Origin of the sequence: Flavobacterium sp. (assembly GCF_017985075.1) — a bacterium.
GTDB lineage: Bacteria > Bacteroidota > Bacteroidia > Flavobacteriales > Flavobacteriaceae > Flavobacterium.
In genome coordinates this window covers 23,363-40,330 of sequence record NZ_JAGNYF010000003.1, presented here as the reverse complement: position 1 = coordinate 40,330, position 16,968 = coordinate 23,363, and the positions used below count along the sequence as shown (strand labels likewise).

Sequence of the window (16,968 nt, the reverse complement as noted above, 5' to 3'; positions counted from 1 at the left end):
CAAACAAATAAAATTTCAGTAATGAATTCATTATATTTTACAGAAGAGCACGAATTATTTAGAAAAAGTTTACAAGATTTTTTACAAAAAGAAGTTGTGCCTCATATTGAAAAATGGGAAAAAACAGGCACGATTGAACGCTTTATTTGGAAAAAATTTGGTGAAATGGGCTTTTTCGGAATTAATTATCCTGAAGCTTATGGTGGATTAAACTTAGATTTGTTTTATACGGTTGTGTTTTTAGAAGAACTTCAAAAAATTAAATCTTCTGGTTTTGCTGCAGCTATGTGGGCACACGCTTATTTAGCAATGACGCATTTAAACGCAGAAGGAAGTGAGGCTATCAAACAAAATTATTTAGCTCCAAGTATCTTAGGTGATAAAATCGGCGCACTTTGCGTAACCGAACCTTTTGGTGGAAGTGATGTAGCAGGAATGCGAACTACGGCTGTAAAACAAGGTGATAAATTCATTATTAACGGTTCGAAAACATTTATTACAAATGGCGTGTATGCCGATTATTATATAGTAGCTGCAAAAACAAATCCAGAACTTGGAAATAAAGGAATTAGTATTTTTTTAGTAGACACAAACGTTAAAGGAATTTCTGCAACAAAATTAGATAAGTTAGGTTGGAGAGCTTCAGATACTGCAGAAATTGCATTTGATAATGTTGAGATTCCTTTAGAAAATTTAATGGGTGAAGAAGGGAAAGGATTTCCTTACATTATGCAGCATTTTGCATTTGAAAGATTAATAATGGCTGTCAATGCTCACGCCAGAGCTGAATATGCTATCGATTACACTATAGAATATATGTCGCAACGAGAGGCATTTGGTAGTAAAATTAATAAATTTCAAGCACTCCGCCATACAATGGTGGAACACGCTACTGAAGTAGAACACTGTAAAATATTCAATTACGCAGCGGTTGCCAGATTAAATAAAGGCGAATACGTTGTAAAAGAAGCTACAATGGCAAAATTGAAATCTACAAAAGTAGCTGATTTAGCTATATATGATTGCTTACAAATGCTTGGTGGTTATGGTTATATGGAAGAATATCCGTTAGCAAGACTGTTAAGAGATAGTCGTTTAGGTCCAATTGGCGGAGGTACTTCAGAAATTTTAAAAGAAATTTTATCAAAAATGATAATTGATAATCAAAATTATAAACCAGCTGTTAAATAGTTGTTTTAAAAATAATTTACAATTTATAATTCATTATTAAAAATAAAAATATACTTTTGCACACTTAACGAGAGGAGGTGTCAATATTATGTTAATTATACCAATTAAAGACGGAGAAAATATCGATAGAGCATTAAAGCGCTATAAAAGAAAATTTGATAAAACAGGAACTGTTCGTCAGTTACGTGCACGTCAAGCTTTCATTAAGCCTTCTGTGACAAACAGAATCAAAATTCAAAAAGCGGCTTACATCCAAAACATGAGAGACAACTTAGAAAGTTAATCCATCATTTTTTGATTAAATACTTTAACCGTTAGATTATAAATTATAAATTTGTATCTAACGGTTTTTTTATGCGCAATAATTTACAATCTCATTTAGAATATCTTGAAAAGGAAAAAAAGTATTCTCCGCTCACTGTGAATGCGTATCAAAAAGATATTTTATCATTTCAATTATTTCTAAACAAAAACCACAATGCGAGTTTATTAGAAGAAGTGAATTATCCTTTAATTCGTAGTTGGATTGTTGAATTGTCGGATGCAAAAATCGCAGCTTCTTCAATTAATAGAAAAATGGCTTCCTTAAAATCGTTTTACAAGTTTCTATTAAAAACAAAGCAAATAGATACTAACCCTTTTGTAAAACACAAATCGTTAAAAACACCCAAACAAGTTCAGATTCCTTTTTCTGAAAAAGAAATTAATACCTTATTTGAATTGCATTTTATAGAAACCGATTTTGATAGTATACGAAATAGATTGGTTGTAGAATTATTATACGCAACTGGAATGCGAAGAGCGGAATTAATTAATTTAGAAACAAATGCAATAGATTTTTATGGCAATACTATAAAGGTGTTAGGGAAAAGAAATAAGGAAAGAATTATACCTTTATTAGTATCCACGACTGATGTAATAAAATTATATTTAACAAAACGTAAAGAACTCGATAATATAAGTGTTCCCGAAAAGTTAATTTTATCTAAAAAAGGAAATAAAATAAGCGAAACGTTTGTGTATCGATTAATAAATGATTACTTTAGTACTATATCTGAAAAGGTAAAAAGAAGCCCCCACGTTCTTAGGCATTCGTTTGCAACACATTTGTTAAATAACGGTGCAGATTTAAATTCAGTTAAAGAGTTGCTTGGTCACGCAAGTTTGTCATCTACTCAGATTTACACGCACAGTAGTTTGTCAGAGTTAAAAAAAGTATACAGCAATGCACACCCAAGAAACAAGTAATGTTTAATTAATACCTATAATTATTATGAAAGTGAATGTACATGCAGTAAATTTTAATATCGACAGAAAATTAGTTGATTTTATTGATGAAAGAATGACAAAATTAGAAAAATATTACGATAAGGTAATTTCTTCGGATGCATTTTTAAAAGTAGAAAATATAAGCGAAAAAGAAAACAAAACAGTTGAATTAAAGGTATTGGTTCCTGGTGATGATTTTATTGTAACCAAACACAGTAAAAGTTTTGAAGAAGCTGCAGATTTAGCAATTGAATCTTTAGAACGATTACTAGTAAAGAGAAAAGAAAAATTAAGAGCGCACAGTTAATTGAAAAAAAGATTTAAAAAAGTTTTGATTAATAAATAAATTACATACATTTGCAGTCCGTTAGAAATAGCGGACTTTTTCTATGTATAGAAATGCCGGTGTAGCTCAGCTGGCTAGAGCAGCTGATTTGTAATCAGCAGGTCGTGGGTTCGAGTCCCTCCACTGGCTCTTTGAAATTTTGTAATCAATAATAGATGAATTTATTTTCTAATTTATATTGGAATTTATAATTTGTTTTTATTGATTTTTAAGTAAGGTTAGGGGAGATACTCAAGCGGCCAACGAGGGCAGACTGTAAATCTGCTGTGAAAACTTCGCAGGTTCGAATCCTGCTCTCCCCACAAACTTTTTTAAATGAATTTATTTGAAACTATTTTAAATAAAATCTTTAAAATTGAGTAATAGAATAATAGGATTAAGAACAAATTTAGGTTTGTTTTTAACTCTGAACTCACAAAAGCCGGTGTAGCTCAGGGGTAGAGTGCTTCCTTGGTAAGGAAGAGGTCTCGGGTTCAATTCCCGACATTGGCTCAAAATAGAAATAATTTTTGAACACTAATAAATAACTAAGATTAAATTTTAAAATCATGGCAAAGGAAACATTCGACCGTTCGAAGCCCCATTTGAATATTGGTACTATCGGACACGTAGATCACGGTAAAACTACGTTAACAGCTGCAATTACAAAAGTATTGTCAGATGCAGGTTTATCAGAAGCAAAATCATTTGATCAAATTGATAATGCTCCAGAAGAAAAAGAAAGAGGTATTACAATTAACACGTCGCACGTTGAGTATTCAACTGCTAACCGTCACTACGCTCACGTAGACTGTCCAGGTCACGCGGATTACGTTAAGAACATGGTTACAGGTGCTGCACAAATGGACGGTGCTATCTTAGTAGTTGCTGCTACAGATGGTCCAATGCCACAAACTCGTGAGCATATCCTTTTAGGTCGCCAAGTAGGTGTGCCAAGAATGGTTGTATTCATGAACAAAGTGGATATGGTTGATGATGCTGAATTATTAGAGTTAGTTGAGATGGAAATCAGAGACTTATTATCTTTCTATCAATATGATGGTGATAATGGTCCAGTTATTCAAGGTTCTGCTTTAGGAGGTTTGAATGGAGATCCAAAATGGGTAGCTACAATTATGGAATTAATGGATGCAGTAGATTCATGGATTGAATTACCAGTTCGTGACGTTGAAAAACCATTCTTAATGCCAGTTGAGGATTCATTTACAATTACTGGACGTGGAACTGTTGCTACAGGTCGTATCGAAACAGGTATTGCTAATACAGGAGACCCAGTTGAAATTATCGGTATGGGTGCTGAAAAATTAACTTCTACTATTACTGGAGTTGAAATGTTCCGTAAAATCTTAGATAGAGGTGAAGCTGGAGATAACGTAGGTTTATTGTTAAGAGGTATTGATAAAGCTGATATCAAAAGAGGTATGGTTATTATTAAGCCAGGTTCAGTAAAACCACACGCTAAATTTAAAGCAGAGGTTTATATCTTGAAAAAAGAAGAAGGTGGACGTCATACTCCATTCCATAATAATTACCGTCCTCAGTTTTATGTACGTACAACTGACGTAACAGGTACTATTATGTTACCACAAGGAAGAGAGATGGTTATGCCAGGTGATAACTTAACAATTGATGTTGAATTATTATCTCCAATTGCATTGTCTTTAGGTTTACGTTTCGCTATCCGTGAAGGTGGTAGAACAGTAGGTGCTGGACAGGTAACTGAAATTTTAGACTAATTTAAAGTCAATAATATTTTTTTAAATCAGTATCGAGCAATCGGTACTGATTTTAACTTACGAGCGTAGTTCAAGGGCAGAATAGTGGTCTCCAAAACCATTGATGGGGGTTCGAATCCCTCCGCTCGTGCAAAATAATGTAAATATCATGTTAAAATATTTCTCTGAAGCATTCGAAGAATTAAAATCAAATGTAACTTGGCCAGAATGGGCAGAAGTACAAAAATACACTATCGTTGTAGCATTATTTTCAGTAATATTTGCTTTAGCAACTTGGGGTATTGATTTAACTTTTACAAAAGTATTAAACGGTTTCTTTAATTTGTTAAAAGGTTAATACGAAATGGCTGATAATAACGTAAAGAAATGGTATGTCGTTAGAGCGGTAAGCGGACAAGAAAACAAGATTAAAGCTTATATTGAGCAAGAAGTTAATCGTGTTGGAATGGCTGATTATGTCTCTCAAGTTCTTGTGCCTACTGAAAAAGTAGTACAAGTAAAAGACGGCAAAAAAATATCAAAAGAAAGAGTATATTTCCCAGGTTATGTTATGATAGAAGCTAACTTAACAGGTGAAATTCCACATATTATAAAATCTATCACCGGTGTTATCGGTTTTTTAGGTGAAACTAAAGGTGGTGAAGCAGTTCCATTAAGACTGGCTGAAGTAAACAGAATGTTAGGTAAGGTTGACGAATTATCTGTAACAACAGAAAACATTAACATTCCTTTCTCAATTGATGAAACAGTTAAAGTTATCGATGGACCTTTCAATGGTTTCAATGGAACAATTGAAAAAATAAATGAAGAAAAGCGTAAACTTGAAGTAATGGTGAAAATTTTCGGAAGAAAAACACCTTTAGAGTTAAGTTTTATGCAAGTTGAAAAAGTATAATTTTTGTTACATATATATAAACCCGCATTAATCGCTTCCAATGGTTAATGTAAAAATTTAAAAAATGGCTAAAGAAGTTAGTAAAGTAGTTAAACTACAAGTTAAGGGAGGTGCTGCGAACCCGTCGCCACCGGTTGGACCTGCTTTGGGAGCTGCTGGAGTTAACATCATGGAGTTCTGTAAGCAATTTAATGCTAGAACACAAGATAAACCCGGCAAAATATGTCCAGTACAAATTACTGTATATAAAGACAAGTCTTTTGACTTCGTTGTAAAAACTCCACCTGCTGCAGTTCAATTAATGGATGCTGCAAAATTAAAGTCTGGTTCAGGAGAGCCTAATCGTAAAAAAGTAGCAAGCGTTACTTGGGATCAGATTAAGGCAATCGCTGAAGATAAAATGGCAGATTTAAATGCATTCACAATGGAAGCTGCAATGAGTATGATTGCTGGAACAGCTAGATCTATGGGTATAACTGTAACTGGAGATTCTCCTCTAAAATAAGAGATATGGCAAAATTGACAAAAAAGCAAAAAGAAGCTGCAGCAAAAATTGAAAAGAATAAATTATATTCTTTAAAAGATGCTTCAGTATTAATCAAACAAATTGCTTCTGCAAAGTTTGATGAATCAGTTGATATCTCTGTTAGACTTGGAGTAGATCCAAGAAAAGCAAATCAAATGGTAAGAGGTGTGGTTGCATTACCACACGGTACAGGTAAAGATGTAAGAGTTTTAGCCTTAGTTACTCCAGATAAAGAAGCGGAAGCTAAAGCAGCAGGTGCAGACCACGTTGGTTTAGATGACTACCTTCAAAAAATCAAAGATGGTTGGACAGATGTTGATGTAATTATCACTATGCCAGCTGTTATGGGTAAATTAGGTCCATTAGGACGTGTTTTAGGACCAAGAGGTTTAATGCCAAACCCTAAAACAGGTACAGTAACAATGGATGTTGCTAAAGCAATTCAAGAAGTAAAAGCTGGTAAAATTGACTTTAAAGTTGATAAAACTGGTATCGTTCATGCAGGAATAGGTAGAGTATCTTTCGATGCTGATAAAATCTATGACAATGCACACGAAATTGTTCAAACATTAATCAAATTAAAACCAACTGCAGCGAAAGGTACTTACATTAAGTCTATTCACTTAACAAGTACTATGAGTCCTGCTATCGCTTTAGATCCTAAAGCAGTATAATTGGTAGTTAAATATATTTAGTATGACTAGAGAAGAAAAATCAATTGCTATTGAAGATTTAACTGCACAGTTAGCAGATGTGAATGTTGTGTATTTAGCAGACATTTCTGGACTTGATGCAGGAACTACTTCAGACTTAAGAAGAGCTTGTTTTAAAGCGGGAATCAAATTAGAAGTTGTAAAAAATACTTTATTAGCGAAAGCTATGGAGGTTTCTGCAAACGACTACGGAGATTTATCATCAACTTTAAAAGGAAATACTTCTATAATGATTGCAGATACCGCAAATGGTCCTGCAAAAATTATTAAAGAATTCCGTAAAAAAGGACAAAAACCTGTTTTAAAAGGAGCATATATTAATCAAGAAGTTTACATTGGTGACGAACTTTTAGATAGCTTAGTAGCTATTAAATCTAGAGAAGAAGTTATCGGTGAAATCATCGGATTATTACAATCTCCAGCTAAACGTATACTTTCAGCTTTATTAAACCACGCTGAAACTAAAGGTGAAGCTGCAGAATAACAAAACAAAACGCACTTAATAAATTACATATTTTAAACACATTAAAGATAGAAAAAATGGCAGATTTAAAACAATTCGCAGAACAATTAGTTAATTTAACAGTAAAAGAAGTTAACGAATTAGCAACAATATTAAAAGATGAGTATGGTATCGAGCCTGCTGCTGCAGCTGTTGTAGTTGCTGCTGGTGGTGGTGATGCTGGTGCTGCTGCTGAGCAATCAGAATTTACAGTAGTATTAAAAGAAGCTGGTGCTTCTAAATTAGGAGTAGTTAAAGCGGTTAAAGAATTAACTGGTTTAGGTCTTAAAGAAGCTAAAGATTTAGTAGATGCTGCTCCAGCAAATGTTAAAGAAGGAGTTTCTAAAGATGAAGCTGAAGGGCTTAAGAAAGCTTTAGAAGAAGCAGGAGCTGTTGTTGAGTTAAAATAATCTCACCCAGTTTATAATACAGGTTTAGGTCTTGGAAATCGTTTCCAACGACCTAAACCATTTTTCGTATAATAAAATTATATAGTTTTATAATTTCGAAAAATGTTTTTTTAAATCAATACGAAGAAAAAAAATAAATTTTATTTGTTTTTAAAGATGTATTGGTTGTAAAAAAAAAGTATAAAATATTTTATAAATGTTGTGTTATCACAAAAATTACTTTTTTTTAATCAAAAATATTATCCATTGATGATTGCTAATCAAACAGAAAGAATCAATTTTGCCTCGACAAAAAACATTCCGAATTATCCAGATTTTCTAGATATTCAGGTGAAGTCTTTTCAAGATTTTTTTCAATTAGAAACTAAATCAGACGAAAGAGGTAACGAAGGTCTTTATAATACCTTCATGGAAAATTTTCCAATAACGGATACTAGAAACCAATTTGTATTGGAGTTTCTAGATTACTTTATTGACCCACCAAGATATACAATCGAAGAATGTATTGATAGAGGTTTAACGTATAGCGTTCCTTTAAAAGCACGTTTGAAATTGTATTGTACAGATCCAGAGCACGAGGATTTTGAAACTATCGTGCAAGATGTATATTTAGGAACTATTCCATATATGGCGCCAAGCGGAACTTTCGTTATTAATGGTGCAGAACGTGTTGTCGTTTCTCAATTACATAGATCACCAGGGGTATTCTTTGGTCAATCTTTCCACGCAAACGGAACTAAATTATATTCTGCCAGAGTAATTCCTTTCAAAGGGTCTTGGATAGAATTCGCAACCGATATCAATAACGTAATGTATGCGTACATTGATAGAAAGAAAAAATTACCAGTTACTACGCTTTTCCGTGCCATTGGTTTCGAAAGAGATAAGGACATTCTTGAAATTTTCGACCTTGCGGAAGAAATTAAAGTGTCTAAAACTGGAATCAAAAAATTCATCGGAAGAAGACTTGCTGCTCGTGTATTAAATACTTGGCATGAAGATTTCGTTGATGAAGACACTGGGGAAGTGGTTTCTATTGAGCGTAATGAAATTATCTTAGATCGTGATACGATTTTAGATAAAGAAAACGTAGAAGAAATTATTGAAGCAGATGTTAAAGTAATTTTATTACACAAAGAAGATAGCAATCAAGCCGATTTCGCTATTATTCACAATACTTTGCAAAAAGACCCTACGAACTCTGAAAAAGAAGCCGTAGAGCATATATATAGACAATTACGTAATGCCGAACCGCCTGATGAAGAAACGGCTCGTGGTATTATCGACAAATTATTCTTCTCTGACCAACGTTACAATTTAGGTGATGTAGGTCGTTACAGAATGAATAAAAAGTTAAACTTAGATATCCCAATGGATAAACAAGTTTTAACAAAAGAAGATATCATTACGATTGTAAAATACCTAATTGAATTAATTAATTCAAAAGCTGAGATTGATGATATTGACCACTTATCTAACCGTCGTGTTAGAACGGTTGGTGAACAATTATCAGCACAGTTTGGTGTAGGTTTAGCTCGTATGGCGCGTACTATTCGTGAAAGAATGAATGTACGTGATAACGAAGTATTTACTCCTATCGATTTGATTAACGCTAAAACGTTATCATCTGTAATTAATTCGTTCTTTGGTACAAACCAGTTATCTCAGTTTATGGATCAAACAAATCCATTAGCAGAGATCACTCACAAACGTCGTTTATCTGCACTTGGACCTGGAGGTTTATCCAGAGAAAGAGCCGGATTCGAGGTTCGTGACGTTCACTATACACATTACGGACGTTTATGTCCTATTGAAACACCTGAGGGGCCAAACATTGGTTTGATTTCTTCACTTGGTGTATATGCAAAAGTAAATGGAATGGGATTCATCGAAACACCTTACCGTAAGGTAACTGACGGTGTAGTAGATTTAGAGTCAACTCCAGTTTATTTAAGTGCAGAAGAAGAAGAAGGAAAAATGATTGCACAAGCAAACATTGAAATGGATGCTAAAGGTAAAATTACTGCTGCTAATGTAATTGCTCGTGAAGAAGGAGATTTCCCTGTGGTTTCTCCATCAGCAGTACATTATACAGATGTAGCTCCAAATCAAATTGCTTCTATTTCGGCTTCATTAATTCCATTCTTAGAGCATGATGATGCGAATAGAGCCTTGATGGGTTCTAACATGATGCGTCAGGCAGTACCTTTATTAAGACCAGAAGCACCTATTGTAGGAACTGGTTTAGAAAGACAAGTTGCGTCTGATTCTCGTGTGCTTATTAATGCAGAAGGTGCTGGTATTGTAACGTATGTTGACGCGGATAAAGTGACAATTAAATACGACCGTACTGACGAACAAAGAATGGTAAGTTTTGATGAAGATGAAAAAACATACAACTTAATCAAATTCAGAAAAACCAATCAAAGTACTACTATTAACTTAAAACCTATCGTAAGAAAAGGAACAAGAGTTGAAAAAGGTCAGGTACTTTGTGAAGGATATGCTACTCAAAACGGAGAATTAGCTTTAGGTAGAAACCTACAAGTTGCTTTTATGCCTTGGAAAGGGTATAACTTTGAGGACGCGATTGTAATTTCTGAAAAAGTAGTTAGAGATGATATTTTTACCTCTATTCATGTAGATGATTATTCATTAGAAGTTAGAGATACGAAATTAGGTAACGAAGAGTTAACGAATGATATTCCTAACGTTTCTGAAGAAGCTACTAAAGATTTAGATGAAAATGGTATGATTAGAATTGGAGCAGAGGTGAAACCTGGCGACATTCTTATTGGAAAAATTACTCCAAAAGGGGAATCAGATCCAACTCCAGAAGAAAAATTATTACGTGCTATCTTTGGTGACAAAGCGGGTGATGTAAAAGATGCTTCATTAAAAGCGTCTCCTTCATTACACGGTGTGGTTTTAGATAAAAAATTATTTGCTAAAGCCGTTAAGGATAAACGTAAGCGTTCTAAAGATAAAGAAGATTTAGACAAACTTGAAATGGAATTCGAAGTGAAATTCACCGAATTAAAAGACAGGTTAATTGATAAATTATTCTTAATCGTAGACGGAAAAACTTCTCAAGGTGTAATCAATGATTTAGGTGAAGAAGTACTACCAAAAGGTAAAAAATTCACTAAAAAAATGTTACAAGCTGTAGACGATTTTGCTCACTTAACAAAAGGACAATGGACTACAGACGAACATACCAATTCATTAATTAACGATTTAGTACACAACTATAAAATCAAATTAAACGATTTACAAGGTGTACTAAGAAGAGAGAAATTTACAATTTCTGTTGGAGATGAATTACCTGCTGGAATTTTAAAATTAGCTAAAGTATACATCGCTAAAAAACGTAAGCTAAAAGTTGGTGATAAAATGGCGGGACGTCACGGTAACAAAGGTATTGTTGCTAAAATCGTTCGTCAAGAAGATATGCCTTTCTTGGAAGACGGAACACCAGTAGATATCGTATTAAATCCATTAGGAGTTCCTTCTCGTATGAACATTGGACAGATTTATGAAACCGTATTAGGTTGGGCAGGTTTAAAAACTGGTAAAAAGTTTGCAACGCCTATCTTTGATGGTGCTTCATTAGATCAAATTAATGGCTATACTGACGAAGCTGGAATTCCAAGATTCGGTCATACGTATTTATACGATGGTGGAACTGGAGAGCGTTTCCATCAACCAGCAACTGTAGGAGTTATCTATATGCTTAAATTAGGGCATATGGTGGATGACAAGATGCACGCACGTTCTATCGGACCATACTCATTAATTACGCAACAACCTTTAGGAGGTAAAGCGCAATTTGGAGGGCAACGTTTCGGAGAGATGGAGGTTTGGGCACTTGAAGCATATGGTGCATCAAGTACTTTGAGAGAAATCTTAACTGTTAAATCAGATGACGTTAATGGTAGAGCTAAAACGTACGAAGCTATCGTAAAAGGTGAAACTATGCCAGAACCAGGATTACCTGAATCATTCAATGTATTAATGCATGAATTAAAAGGTCTTGGTTTAGATATCAGATTAGAAGAATAATTTCAGTATTCAGTGGTCAGTTTTTAGTAGTCAGTCTGAACACTAAAAACTGAACACTGAACACTATATTAATAAAGAGTTTTTAGGATTTATACCCGTAAACCGTTCCGATTTTTTATAGAAATATAACTAGCACTTACAACGTTTATGTTGAAGTTTAGAGAAGTAAGCCGAGGTAGCGTTATGTCTAAAGTATTATTTAGAGGATAACAAGAATCAATTTTAAATTGCACATAAATCAATAGTAAAAACTATGATGAATAATAGAAATAATAAAGACAAAAGTACAGGAGTTAAAAGATTTAACAGAATAACAATTGGTTTGGCATCGCCAGAAGCCATGTTAGGTGAATCAAGAGGTGAGGTGTTAAAACCTGAAACCATCAACTACCGTACACACAAACCAGAAAGAGATGGACTTTTCTGTGAACGAATTTTCGGACCAGTAAAAGATTTCGAATGTGCTTGTGGAAAATATAAAAGAATTCGCTACAAAGGAATCGTTTGTGACCGATGTGGTGTGGAAGTTACAGAGAAAAAAGTACGTAGAGACAGAGTAGGACACATCAATCTTGTAGTGCCAATTGCTCATATCTGGTATTTCCGTTCACTTCCAAATAAAATAGGTTACGTTTTAGGATTACCATCTAAGAAATTAGATATGATTATTTACTACGAAAGATATGTAGTAATTCAAGCAGGTATTGCTAAAGGTCCAGAAGGAGAAGAATTAAACAGATTAGATTTCTTAACAGAAGAAGAATATCTAAATATTGTGGATACTTTACCAATGGAAAACCAATATTTAGATGATAACGATCCAAATAAATTTATCGCCAAAATGGGTGCTGAATGTATTATGGATTTATTAGCACGTACAGATTTAGACGCTTTGTCTTATGATTTACGTCATAAAGCTAATAACGAAACGTCTAAACAAAGAAAAACAGAAGCATTAAAAAGATTGAATGTTGTTGAATCTTTCCGTGAATCTAACAAAAACAGAGAAAACCGTCCAGAATGGATGATTTTAAAAGTAATTCCGGTTATTCCACCAGAATTACGTCCTCTTGTGCCTTTAGATGGTGGTCGTTTCGCAACTTCAGATTTAAATGATTTATACAGAAGAGTAATCATCCGTAACAATCGTTTAAAAAGATTAGTTGAAATTAAAGCGCCTGAAGTAATCTTACGTAACGAAAAACGTATGTTACAAGAAGCGGTAGATTCACTTTTCGATAATACAAGAAAAGCTTCTGCAGTTAAAACAGAATCAAACAGACCATTAAAATCGTTATCCGATTCATTAAAAGGAAAACAAGGTCGTTTCCGTCAAAACTTATTAGGAAAACGTGTGGATTATTCTGCGCGTTCTGTAATTGTTGTTGGACCAGAAATGAAATTGTTCGAATGTGGATTGCCAAAAGATATGGCTGCTGAATTATACAAACCATTCGTTATTCGTAAATTAATCGAAAGAGGAATTGTTAAAACAGTAAAGTCGGCTAAGAAAATTATCGACAAAAAAGAACCTGTAGTATGGGATATCTTAGAAAATGTTATCAAAGGACATCCAGTATTACTAAACCGTGCGCCTACACTTCACCGTTTAGGTATCCAAGCGTTCCAACCTAAGTTAATTGAAGGAAAAGCAATCCAGTTACACCCATTAGTATGTACGGCATTCAACGCCGATTTCGATGGTGACCAGATGGCGGTTCACTTACCTTTAGGTCCAGAAGCAATATTGGAAGCACAATTATTGATGTTAGCGTCTCACAATATCTTGAATCCTGCGAATGGAGCACCTATCACGGTACCTTCTCAAGACATGGTATTGGGTCTGTATTACATGACCAAAGAGCGTTTATCAACTCCTGAACATACCATTTTAGGAGAGGGTTTAACTTTCTATTCTGCGGAAGAAGTAAACATTGCTTTAAACGAAGGAAGATTAGAATTAAATGCTAGAGTGAAAATTAGAGCAAGAGATTTTAATGAAAATGGCGAGTTAGTAAACCAAATTATTCAAACTACAGCAGGTAGAGTATTATTCAATGAAGTAGTACCTGAAGCTGCAGGATATATCAATGAAGTTTTAACAAAAAAATCGCTTAGAGATATTATTGGTAAAATTTTATCGGTTACTAGTGTGCCTACAACAGCTGCTTTCTTAGATGACATGAAAGATATGGGTTACAAATTCGCATTTAAAGGTGGATTGTCATTCAGTTTAGGTGATATTCGTATTCCAGAACAAAAAACGCAATTAATTGCTGATGCTCGTGTACAAGTAGAAGGTATTTCTATGAACTATAACATGGGACTTATCACAAATAACGAGCGTTACAATCAGGTAATTGATATTTGGACATCTGCCAATGCACAATTAACAGAATTAGCTATGAAAAATATCCGTGAAGACCAACAAGGTTTCAACTCGGTATATATGATGCTTGACTCTGGTGCAAGGGGTTCTAAAGAACAAATTCGTCAGTTAACTGGTATGCGTGGATTAATGGCTAAACCGAAAAAATCTACTGCAGGTGGTGGTGAAATTATTGAAAATCCAATTCTTTCTAACTTTAAAGAAGGATTATCAATTTTAGAATACTTCATTTCTACTCACGGTGCACGTAAAGGATTAGCGGATACGGCTCTTAAAACTGCCGATGCAGGATATTTAACAAGAAGGTTACATGATGTATCTCAAGATGTTATTATCAATTCTGTAGATTGTGGAACATTAAGAGGTGTAGAAGTTTCTGCATTAAAGAAAAACGAAGAAATTGTTGAAACATTAGGAGAAAGAATTTTAGGACGTGTAGCATTACAAGATGTTGTAAATCCATTCAACTCTGAAGTTTTAATTCAAGCTGGTGAACATATTACAGAAGCAATTGTGAAAGCTATTGAAGCCTCGCCAATTGAAAAAGTAGAAGTTCGTTCGGCATTAACTTGTGAAGCTAAAAAAGGAATCTGTACTAAATGTTACGGTCGTAATTTAGCAACAGGTAAAATGGCACAAAGAGGTGAAGCTGTCGGAGTAATTGCTGCGCAGTCAATTGGAGAACCAGGTACACAGTTAACACTTCGTACGTTCCACGTTGGAGGGGTTGCAGGGGGTATTTCTGAAGAAGCGGGTATTTCTGCTCGTTTTGCTGGAAAATTAGAAATCGAAGATTTAAAAACAGTAAAAGGAGAAGATGCAGATGGAAAACCTATCGATATCGTAATTTCTCGTTCTACCGAATTAAAATTAGTTGACGTTAATACAGGTATTTTATTAAGTACACATAATATTCCTTACGGTTCTACAATTTTCGTTAAAGACGGAGATAAAGTAGAAAAAGGAGCAACAATCTGTAAGTGGGATCCTTATAATGGTGTAATTGTATCTGAATTTACAGGTAAAATTGCTTATGAAGATTTAGAACAAGGACAATCATTCATGGTTGAAATTGATGAGCAAACAGGTTTCCAAGAAAAAGTAATTTCTGAAGGACGTAATAAAAAATTAATCCCAACCTTACATATTTACGGAAAAGATGGTGAATTAATTAGATCATACAATTTACCAGTAGGAGCACACCTTATGGTTGATGATGGTGAGAAAATTAAAGCAGGAAAAATTCTTGTTAAAATTCCTCGTCGTTCATCTAAAGCTAGTGATATTACAGGAGGTTTACCAAGAATTACCGAGTTGTTAGAAGCTCGTAATCCTTCAAACCCTGCAGTAGTTACTGAAATTGATGGTGTAGTTACTTTCGGAAAAGTGAAAAGAGGTAACCGTGAGTTATCAATTGAATCTAAATTCGGAGATGTTAAGAAATATTTAGTAAAACTTTCTGCTCAAATTTTAGTTCAAGAAAATGACTTCGTAAGAGCCGGAACACCATTATCAGACGGAGCAATTACTCCAGAAGATATCTTAAGAATTCAAGGGCCATCTGCTGTACAACAGTACTTGGTAAATGAAATTCAAGAGGTGTACCGTTTACAAGGGGTAAAAATCAATGACAAACACTTCGAAGTAGTGATTCGTCAAATGATGAGAAAAGTAAGAATCCAAGATCCAGGAGATACATTATTCTTAGAAGATCAATTAGCACATACTTCAGACTTTATTCTAGAAAACGATAAGTTATACGGAATGAAAGTTGTAGAAGAAGCAGGTGATTCTTCAAGCTTAAAACCAGGACAAATTATTTCTCCAAGAGAATTAAGAGATGAAAATTCATTATTAAAACGTGAAGATAAAAACTTAGTTACCGCTAGAGATGTAATTACGGCTACTGCAACACCAGTTTTACAGGGTATTACAAGAGCGTCGTTACAAACAAAATCATTCATTTCTGCGGCATCGTTCCAGGAAACAACTAAAGTATTAAACGAAGCAGCTGTTGCGGGTAAAATTGATACATTAGAAGGATTGAAAGAAAATGTAATCGTAGGTCACAGAATTCCTGCAGGTACAGGTATGAGAGATTACGATCATATAATTGTAGGTTCTAAAGAAGAATACAGCGAATTAATGGCTGGAAAAGAAGAATTTAATTACTAATTCTTATTCTTAATATACTAAAAAAGGCCTAACAGATTTTTTCTGTTAGGCTTTTTTTTAATCAAAAGGTTTTTGTATTATTGTATTGCTTAAGCAGAAAGTAAAAATTTTTAAAATCTTTGCGCACTTTGCGATAATCATTGCGCTCTTTGCGGTTAAGAAAATAAACAATTTTAAAAAAGCTTATATTCCCTTAAATACCTTATATGGTTAATTAAAAAGTCAAAATTTACAATTTATAAATCATAATTAATAAAGTACCTAACACCTAATAAAAATGGAAAACAACAACCAAGAAGGTCAAATCAATATTGAACTAGACGAAAAAGTAGCAGAAGGAACCTATTCCAATCTAGCCATAATCAACCATTCGAATACCGAATTTGTATTAGATTTTATTGCTTTAATGCCTGGCGTACCCAAAGCAAAAGTAAAATCTAGAATTATTTTAACACCACAACACGCCAAACGCTTATTAAAAGCATTAAACGAAAATATACATCGTTTTGAAAGCGCACACGGACAAATAAAAGAGGAAGAACATCCGCCCATTCCACTAAATTTCGGACCAACTGGTCAAGCATAAATATAGAAACTTCTCAAAAAATTGGGAACTTTTTCTTTTTTTATTGATAATTTATATTGTTTACTTATAATTTGTTAATAATGTAATAATAGTGATTTGATATTGCTATTTGTTTAAAAAAATAAATATATTTGTGAATTATATTTATTAAATTAAATTAAATTACAT

Annotated in this window: 14 protein-coding genes and 4 tRNA genes; all 18 read left to right on the top strand. The window is 33.8% G+C overall.

Annotated features, from left to right (window positions below; translation table 11 throughout):
* Positions 1 to 21: 21 nt before the first annotated feature.
* The 18 genes from KA468_RS01375 to KA468_RS01290 all read left to right on the top strand — a co-directional run bounded on the left by KA468_RS01375 (position 22) and on the right by KA468_RS01290 (position 16,800).
* Entirely contained in the window at positions 22 to 1,191 is a 1,170-nt protein-coding gene (locus KA468_RS01375; RefSeq protein WP_291241159.1) for an acyl-CoA dehydrogenase family protein, read from the top strand.
* A gap of 88 nt (positions 1,192 to 1,279) precedes the next feature.
* Positions 1,280 to 1,474 (top strand): 30S ribosomal protein S21, encoded by a 195-nt coding sequence (rpsU, locus tag KA468_RS01370; RefSeq protein WP_166127146.1) that lies wholly within the window; start codon positions 1,280 to 1,282, stop codon positions 1,472 to 1,474.
* 71 nt (positions 1,475 to 1,545) lie between these two features.
* Positions 1,546 to 2,439, top strand: a complete 894-nt coding sequence (locus tag KA468_RS01365) for a tyrosine-type recombinase/integrase (protein WP_291241158.1) — start codon at positions 1,546 to 1,548, stop codon at positions 2,437 to 2,439.
* A gap of 25 nt (positions 2,440 to 2,464) precedes the next feature.
* Positions 2,465 to 2,767, top strand: coding sequence for a ribosome-associated translation inhibitor RaiA (gene raiA, locus KA468_RS01360; RefSeq protein ID WP_291241157.1), 303 nt, complete (start codon positions 2,465 to 2,467; stop codon positions 2,765 to 2,767).
* A 94-nt stretch (positions 2,768 to 2,861) separates the two neighbouring features.
* A tRNA-Thr gene (locus KA468_RS01355) sits at positions 2,862 to 2,935 on the top strand.
* A gap of 92 nt (positions 2,936 to 3,027) precedes the next feature.
* Positions 3,028 to 3,108 (top strand) — tRNA-Tyr (locus KA468_RS01350).
* A 118-nt stretch (positions 3,109 to 3,226) separates the two neighbouring features.
* Positions 3,227 to 3,298: transfer RNA gene (locus KA468_RS01345), tRNA-Thr, on the top strand.
* Between the two features lie 56 nt (positions 3,299 to 3,354).
* Positions 3,355 to 4,542: an elongation factor Tu gene (tuf, locus tag KA468_RS01340; RefSeq protein ID WP_291241156.1), complete on the top strand. Its 1,188-nt coding sequence runs from the start codon at positions 3,355 to 3,357 to the stop codon at positions 4,540 to 4,542.
* Between the two features lie 59 nt (positions 4,543 to 4,601).
* Positions 4,602 to 4,672, top strand: a tRNA-Trp gene (locus KA468_RS01335).
* A gap of 18 nt (positions 4,673 to 4,690) precedes the next feature.
* Positions 4,691 to 4,879 (top strand): preprotein translocase subunit SecE, encoded by a 189-nt coding sequence (secE, locus tag KA468_RS01330; RefSeq protein ID WP_291241155.1) that lies wholly within the window; start codon positions 4,691 to 4,693, stop codon positions 4,877 to 4,879.
* Positions 4,880 to 4,885: 6 nt separating this feature from the next.
* Entirely contained in the window at positions 4,886 to 5,437 is a 552-nt protein-coding gene (gene nusG / locus KA468_RS01325; protein WP_291241154.1) for a transcription termination/antitermination protein NusG, read from the top strand.
* Positions 5,438 to 5,501: 64 nt separating this feature from the next.
* Positions 5,502 to 5,942 carry a 50S ribosomal protein L11 gene (rplK, locus tag KA468_RS01320; RefSeq protein ID WP_091309369.1) on the top strand — a complete coding sequence of 147 codons (441 nt, stop codon included), beginning with the start codon at positions 5,502 to 5,504 and terminating at the stop codon, positions 5,940 to 5,942.
* A gap of 5 nt (positions 5,943 to 5,947) precedes the next feature.
* Complete coding sequence (gene rplA, locus KA468_RS01315) at positions 5,948 to 6,637, top strand: 50S ribosomal protein L1 (protein ID WP_166075916.1); 690 nt, start codon at positions 5,948 to 5,950, stop codon at positions 6,635 to 6,637.
* A gap of 22 nt (positions 6,638 to 6,659) precedes the next feature.
* Positions 6,660 to 7,160 carry a 50S ribosomal protein L10 gene (rplJ, locus tag KA468_RS01310; protein WP_291241153.1) on the top strand — a complete coding sequence of 167 codons (501 nt, stop codon included), beginning with the start codon at positions 6,660 to 6,662 and terminating at the stop codon, positions 7,158 to 7,160.
* 56 nt (positions 7,161 to 7,216) lie between these two features.
* A complete protein-coding gene (rplL, locus tag KA468_RS01305; protein ID WP_291241152.1) occupies positions 7,217 to 7,588 on the top strand; it encodes a 50S ribosomal protein L7/L12 in 372 nt (123 codons plus the stop codon).
* Positions 7,589 to 7,837: 249 nt separating this feature from the next.
* Entirely contained in the window at positions 7,838 to 11,650 is a 3,813-nt protein-coding gene (gene rpoB / locus KA468_RS01300) for a DNA-directed RNA polymerase subunit beta (RefSeq protein ID WP_291241151.1), read from the top strand.
* Between the two features lie 253 nt (positions 11,651 to 11,903).
* A complete protein-coding gene (rpoC, locus tag KA468_RS01295) occupies positions 11,904 to 16,214 on the top strand; it encodes a DNA-directed RNA polymerase subunit beta' (RefSeq protein ID WP_291241150.1) in 4,311 nt (1,436 codons plus the stop codon).
* Positions 16,215 to 16,491: 277 nt separating this feature from the next.
* Positions 16,492 to 16,800, top strand: a complete 309-nt coding sequence (locus KA468_RS01290; protein ID WP_291241149.1) for a DUF3467 domain-containing protein — start codon at positions 16,492 to 16,494, stop codon at positions 16,798 to 16,800.
* The last annotated feature ends 168 nt before the right edge of the window (positions 16,801 to 16,968 follow it).

Excerpts from the sequence above, each read along its gene's own strand:
- KA468_RS01365 (WP_291241158.1), top strand. The coding sequence starts at position 1,546 with ATGCGCAATAATTTACAATCTCATTTAGAATATCTTGAAAAGGAAAAA.
- KA468_RS01375 (WP_291241159.1), top strand. The coding sequence starts at position 22 with ATGAATTCATTATATTTTACAGAAGAGCACGAATTATTTAGAAAAAGT.
- rplL (WP_291241152.1), top strand. The coding sequence starts at position 7,217 with ATGGCAGATTTAAAACAATTCGCAGAACAATTAGTTAATTTAACAGTA.
- secE (WP_291241155.1), top strand. The coding sequence starts at position 4,691 with ATGTTAAAATATTTCTCTGAAGCATTCGAAGAATTAAAATCAAATGTA.
- rpoB (WP_291241151.1), top strand. The coding sequence starts at position 7,838 with ATGATTGCTAATCAAACAGAAAGAATCAATTTTGCCTCGACAAAAAAC.
- KA468_RS01290 (WP_291241149.1), top strand. The coding sequence starts at position 16,492 with ATGGAAAACAACAACCAAGAAGGTCAAATCAATATTGAACTAGACGAA.
- rplJ (WP_291241153.1), top strand. The coding sequence starts at position 6,660 with ATGACTAGAGAAGAAAAATCAATTGCTATTGAAGATTTAACTGCACAG.
- nusG (WP_291241154.1), top strand. The coding sequence starts at position 4,886 with ATGGCTGATAATAACGTAAAGAAATGGTATGTCGTTAGAGCGGTAAGC.
- raiA (WP_291241157.1), top strand. The coding sequence starts at position 2,465 with ATGAAAGTGAATGTACATGCAGTAAATTTTAATATCGACAGAAAATTA.
- tuf (WP_291241156.1), top strand. The coding sequence starts at position 3,355 with ATGGCAAAGGAAACATTCGACCGTTCGAAGCCCCATTTGAATATTGGT.
- rpoC (WP_291241150.1), top strand. The coding sequence starts at position 11,904 with ATGATGAATAATAGAAATAATAAAGACAAAAGTACAGGAGTTAAAAGA.
- rplK (WP_091309369.1), top strand. The coding sequence starts at position 5,502 with ATGGCTAAAGAAGTTAGTAAAGTAGTTAAACTACAAGTTAAGGGAGGT.
- rplA (WP_166075916.1), top strand. The coding sequence starts at position 5,948 with ATGGCAAAATTGACAAAAAAGCAAAAAGAAGCTGCAGCAAAAATTGAA.
- rpsU (WP_166127146.1), top strand. The coding sequence starts at position 1,280 with ATGTTAATTATACCAATTAAAGACGGAGAAAATATCGATAGAGCATTA.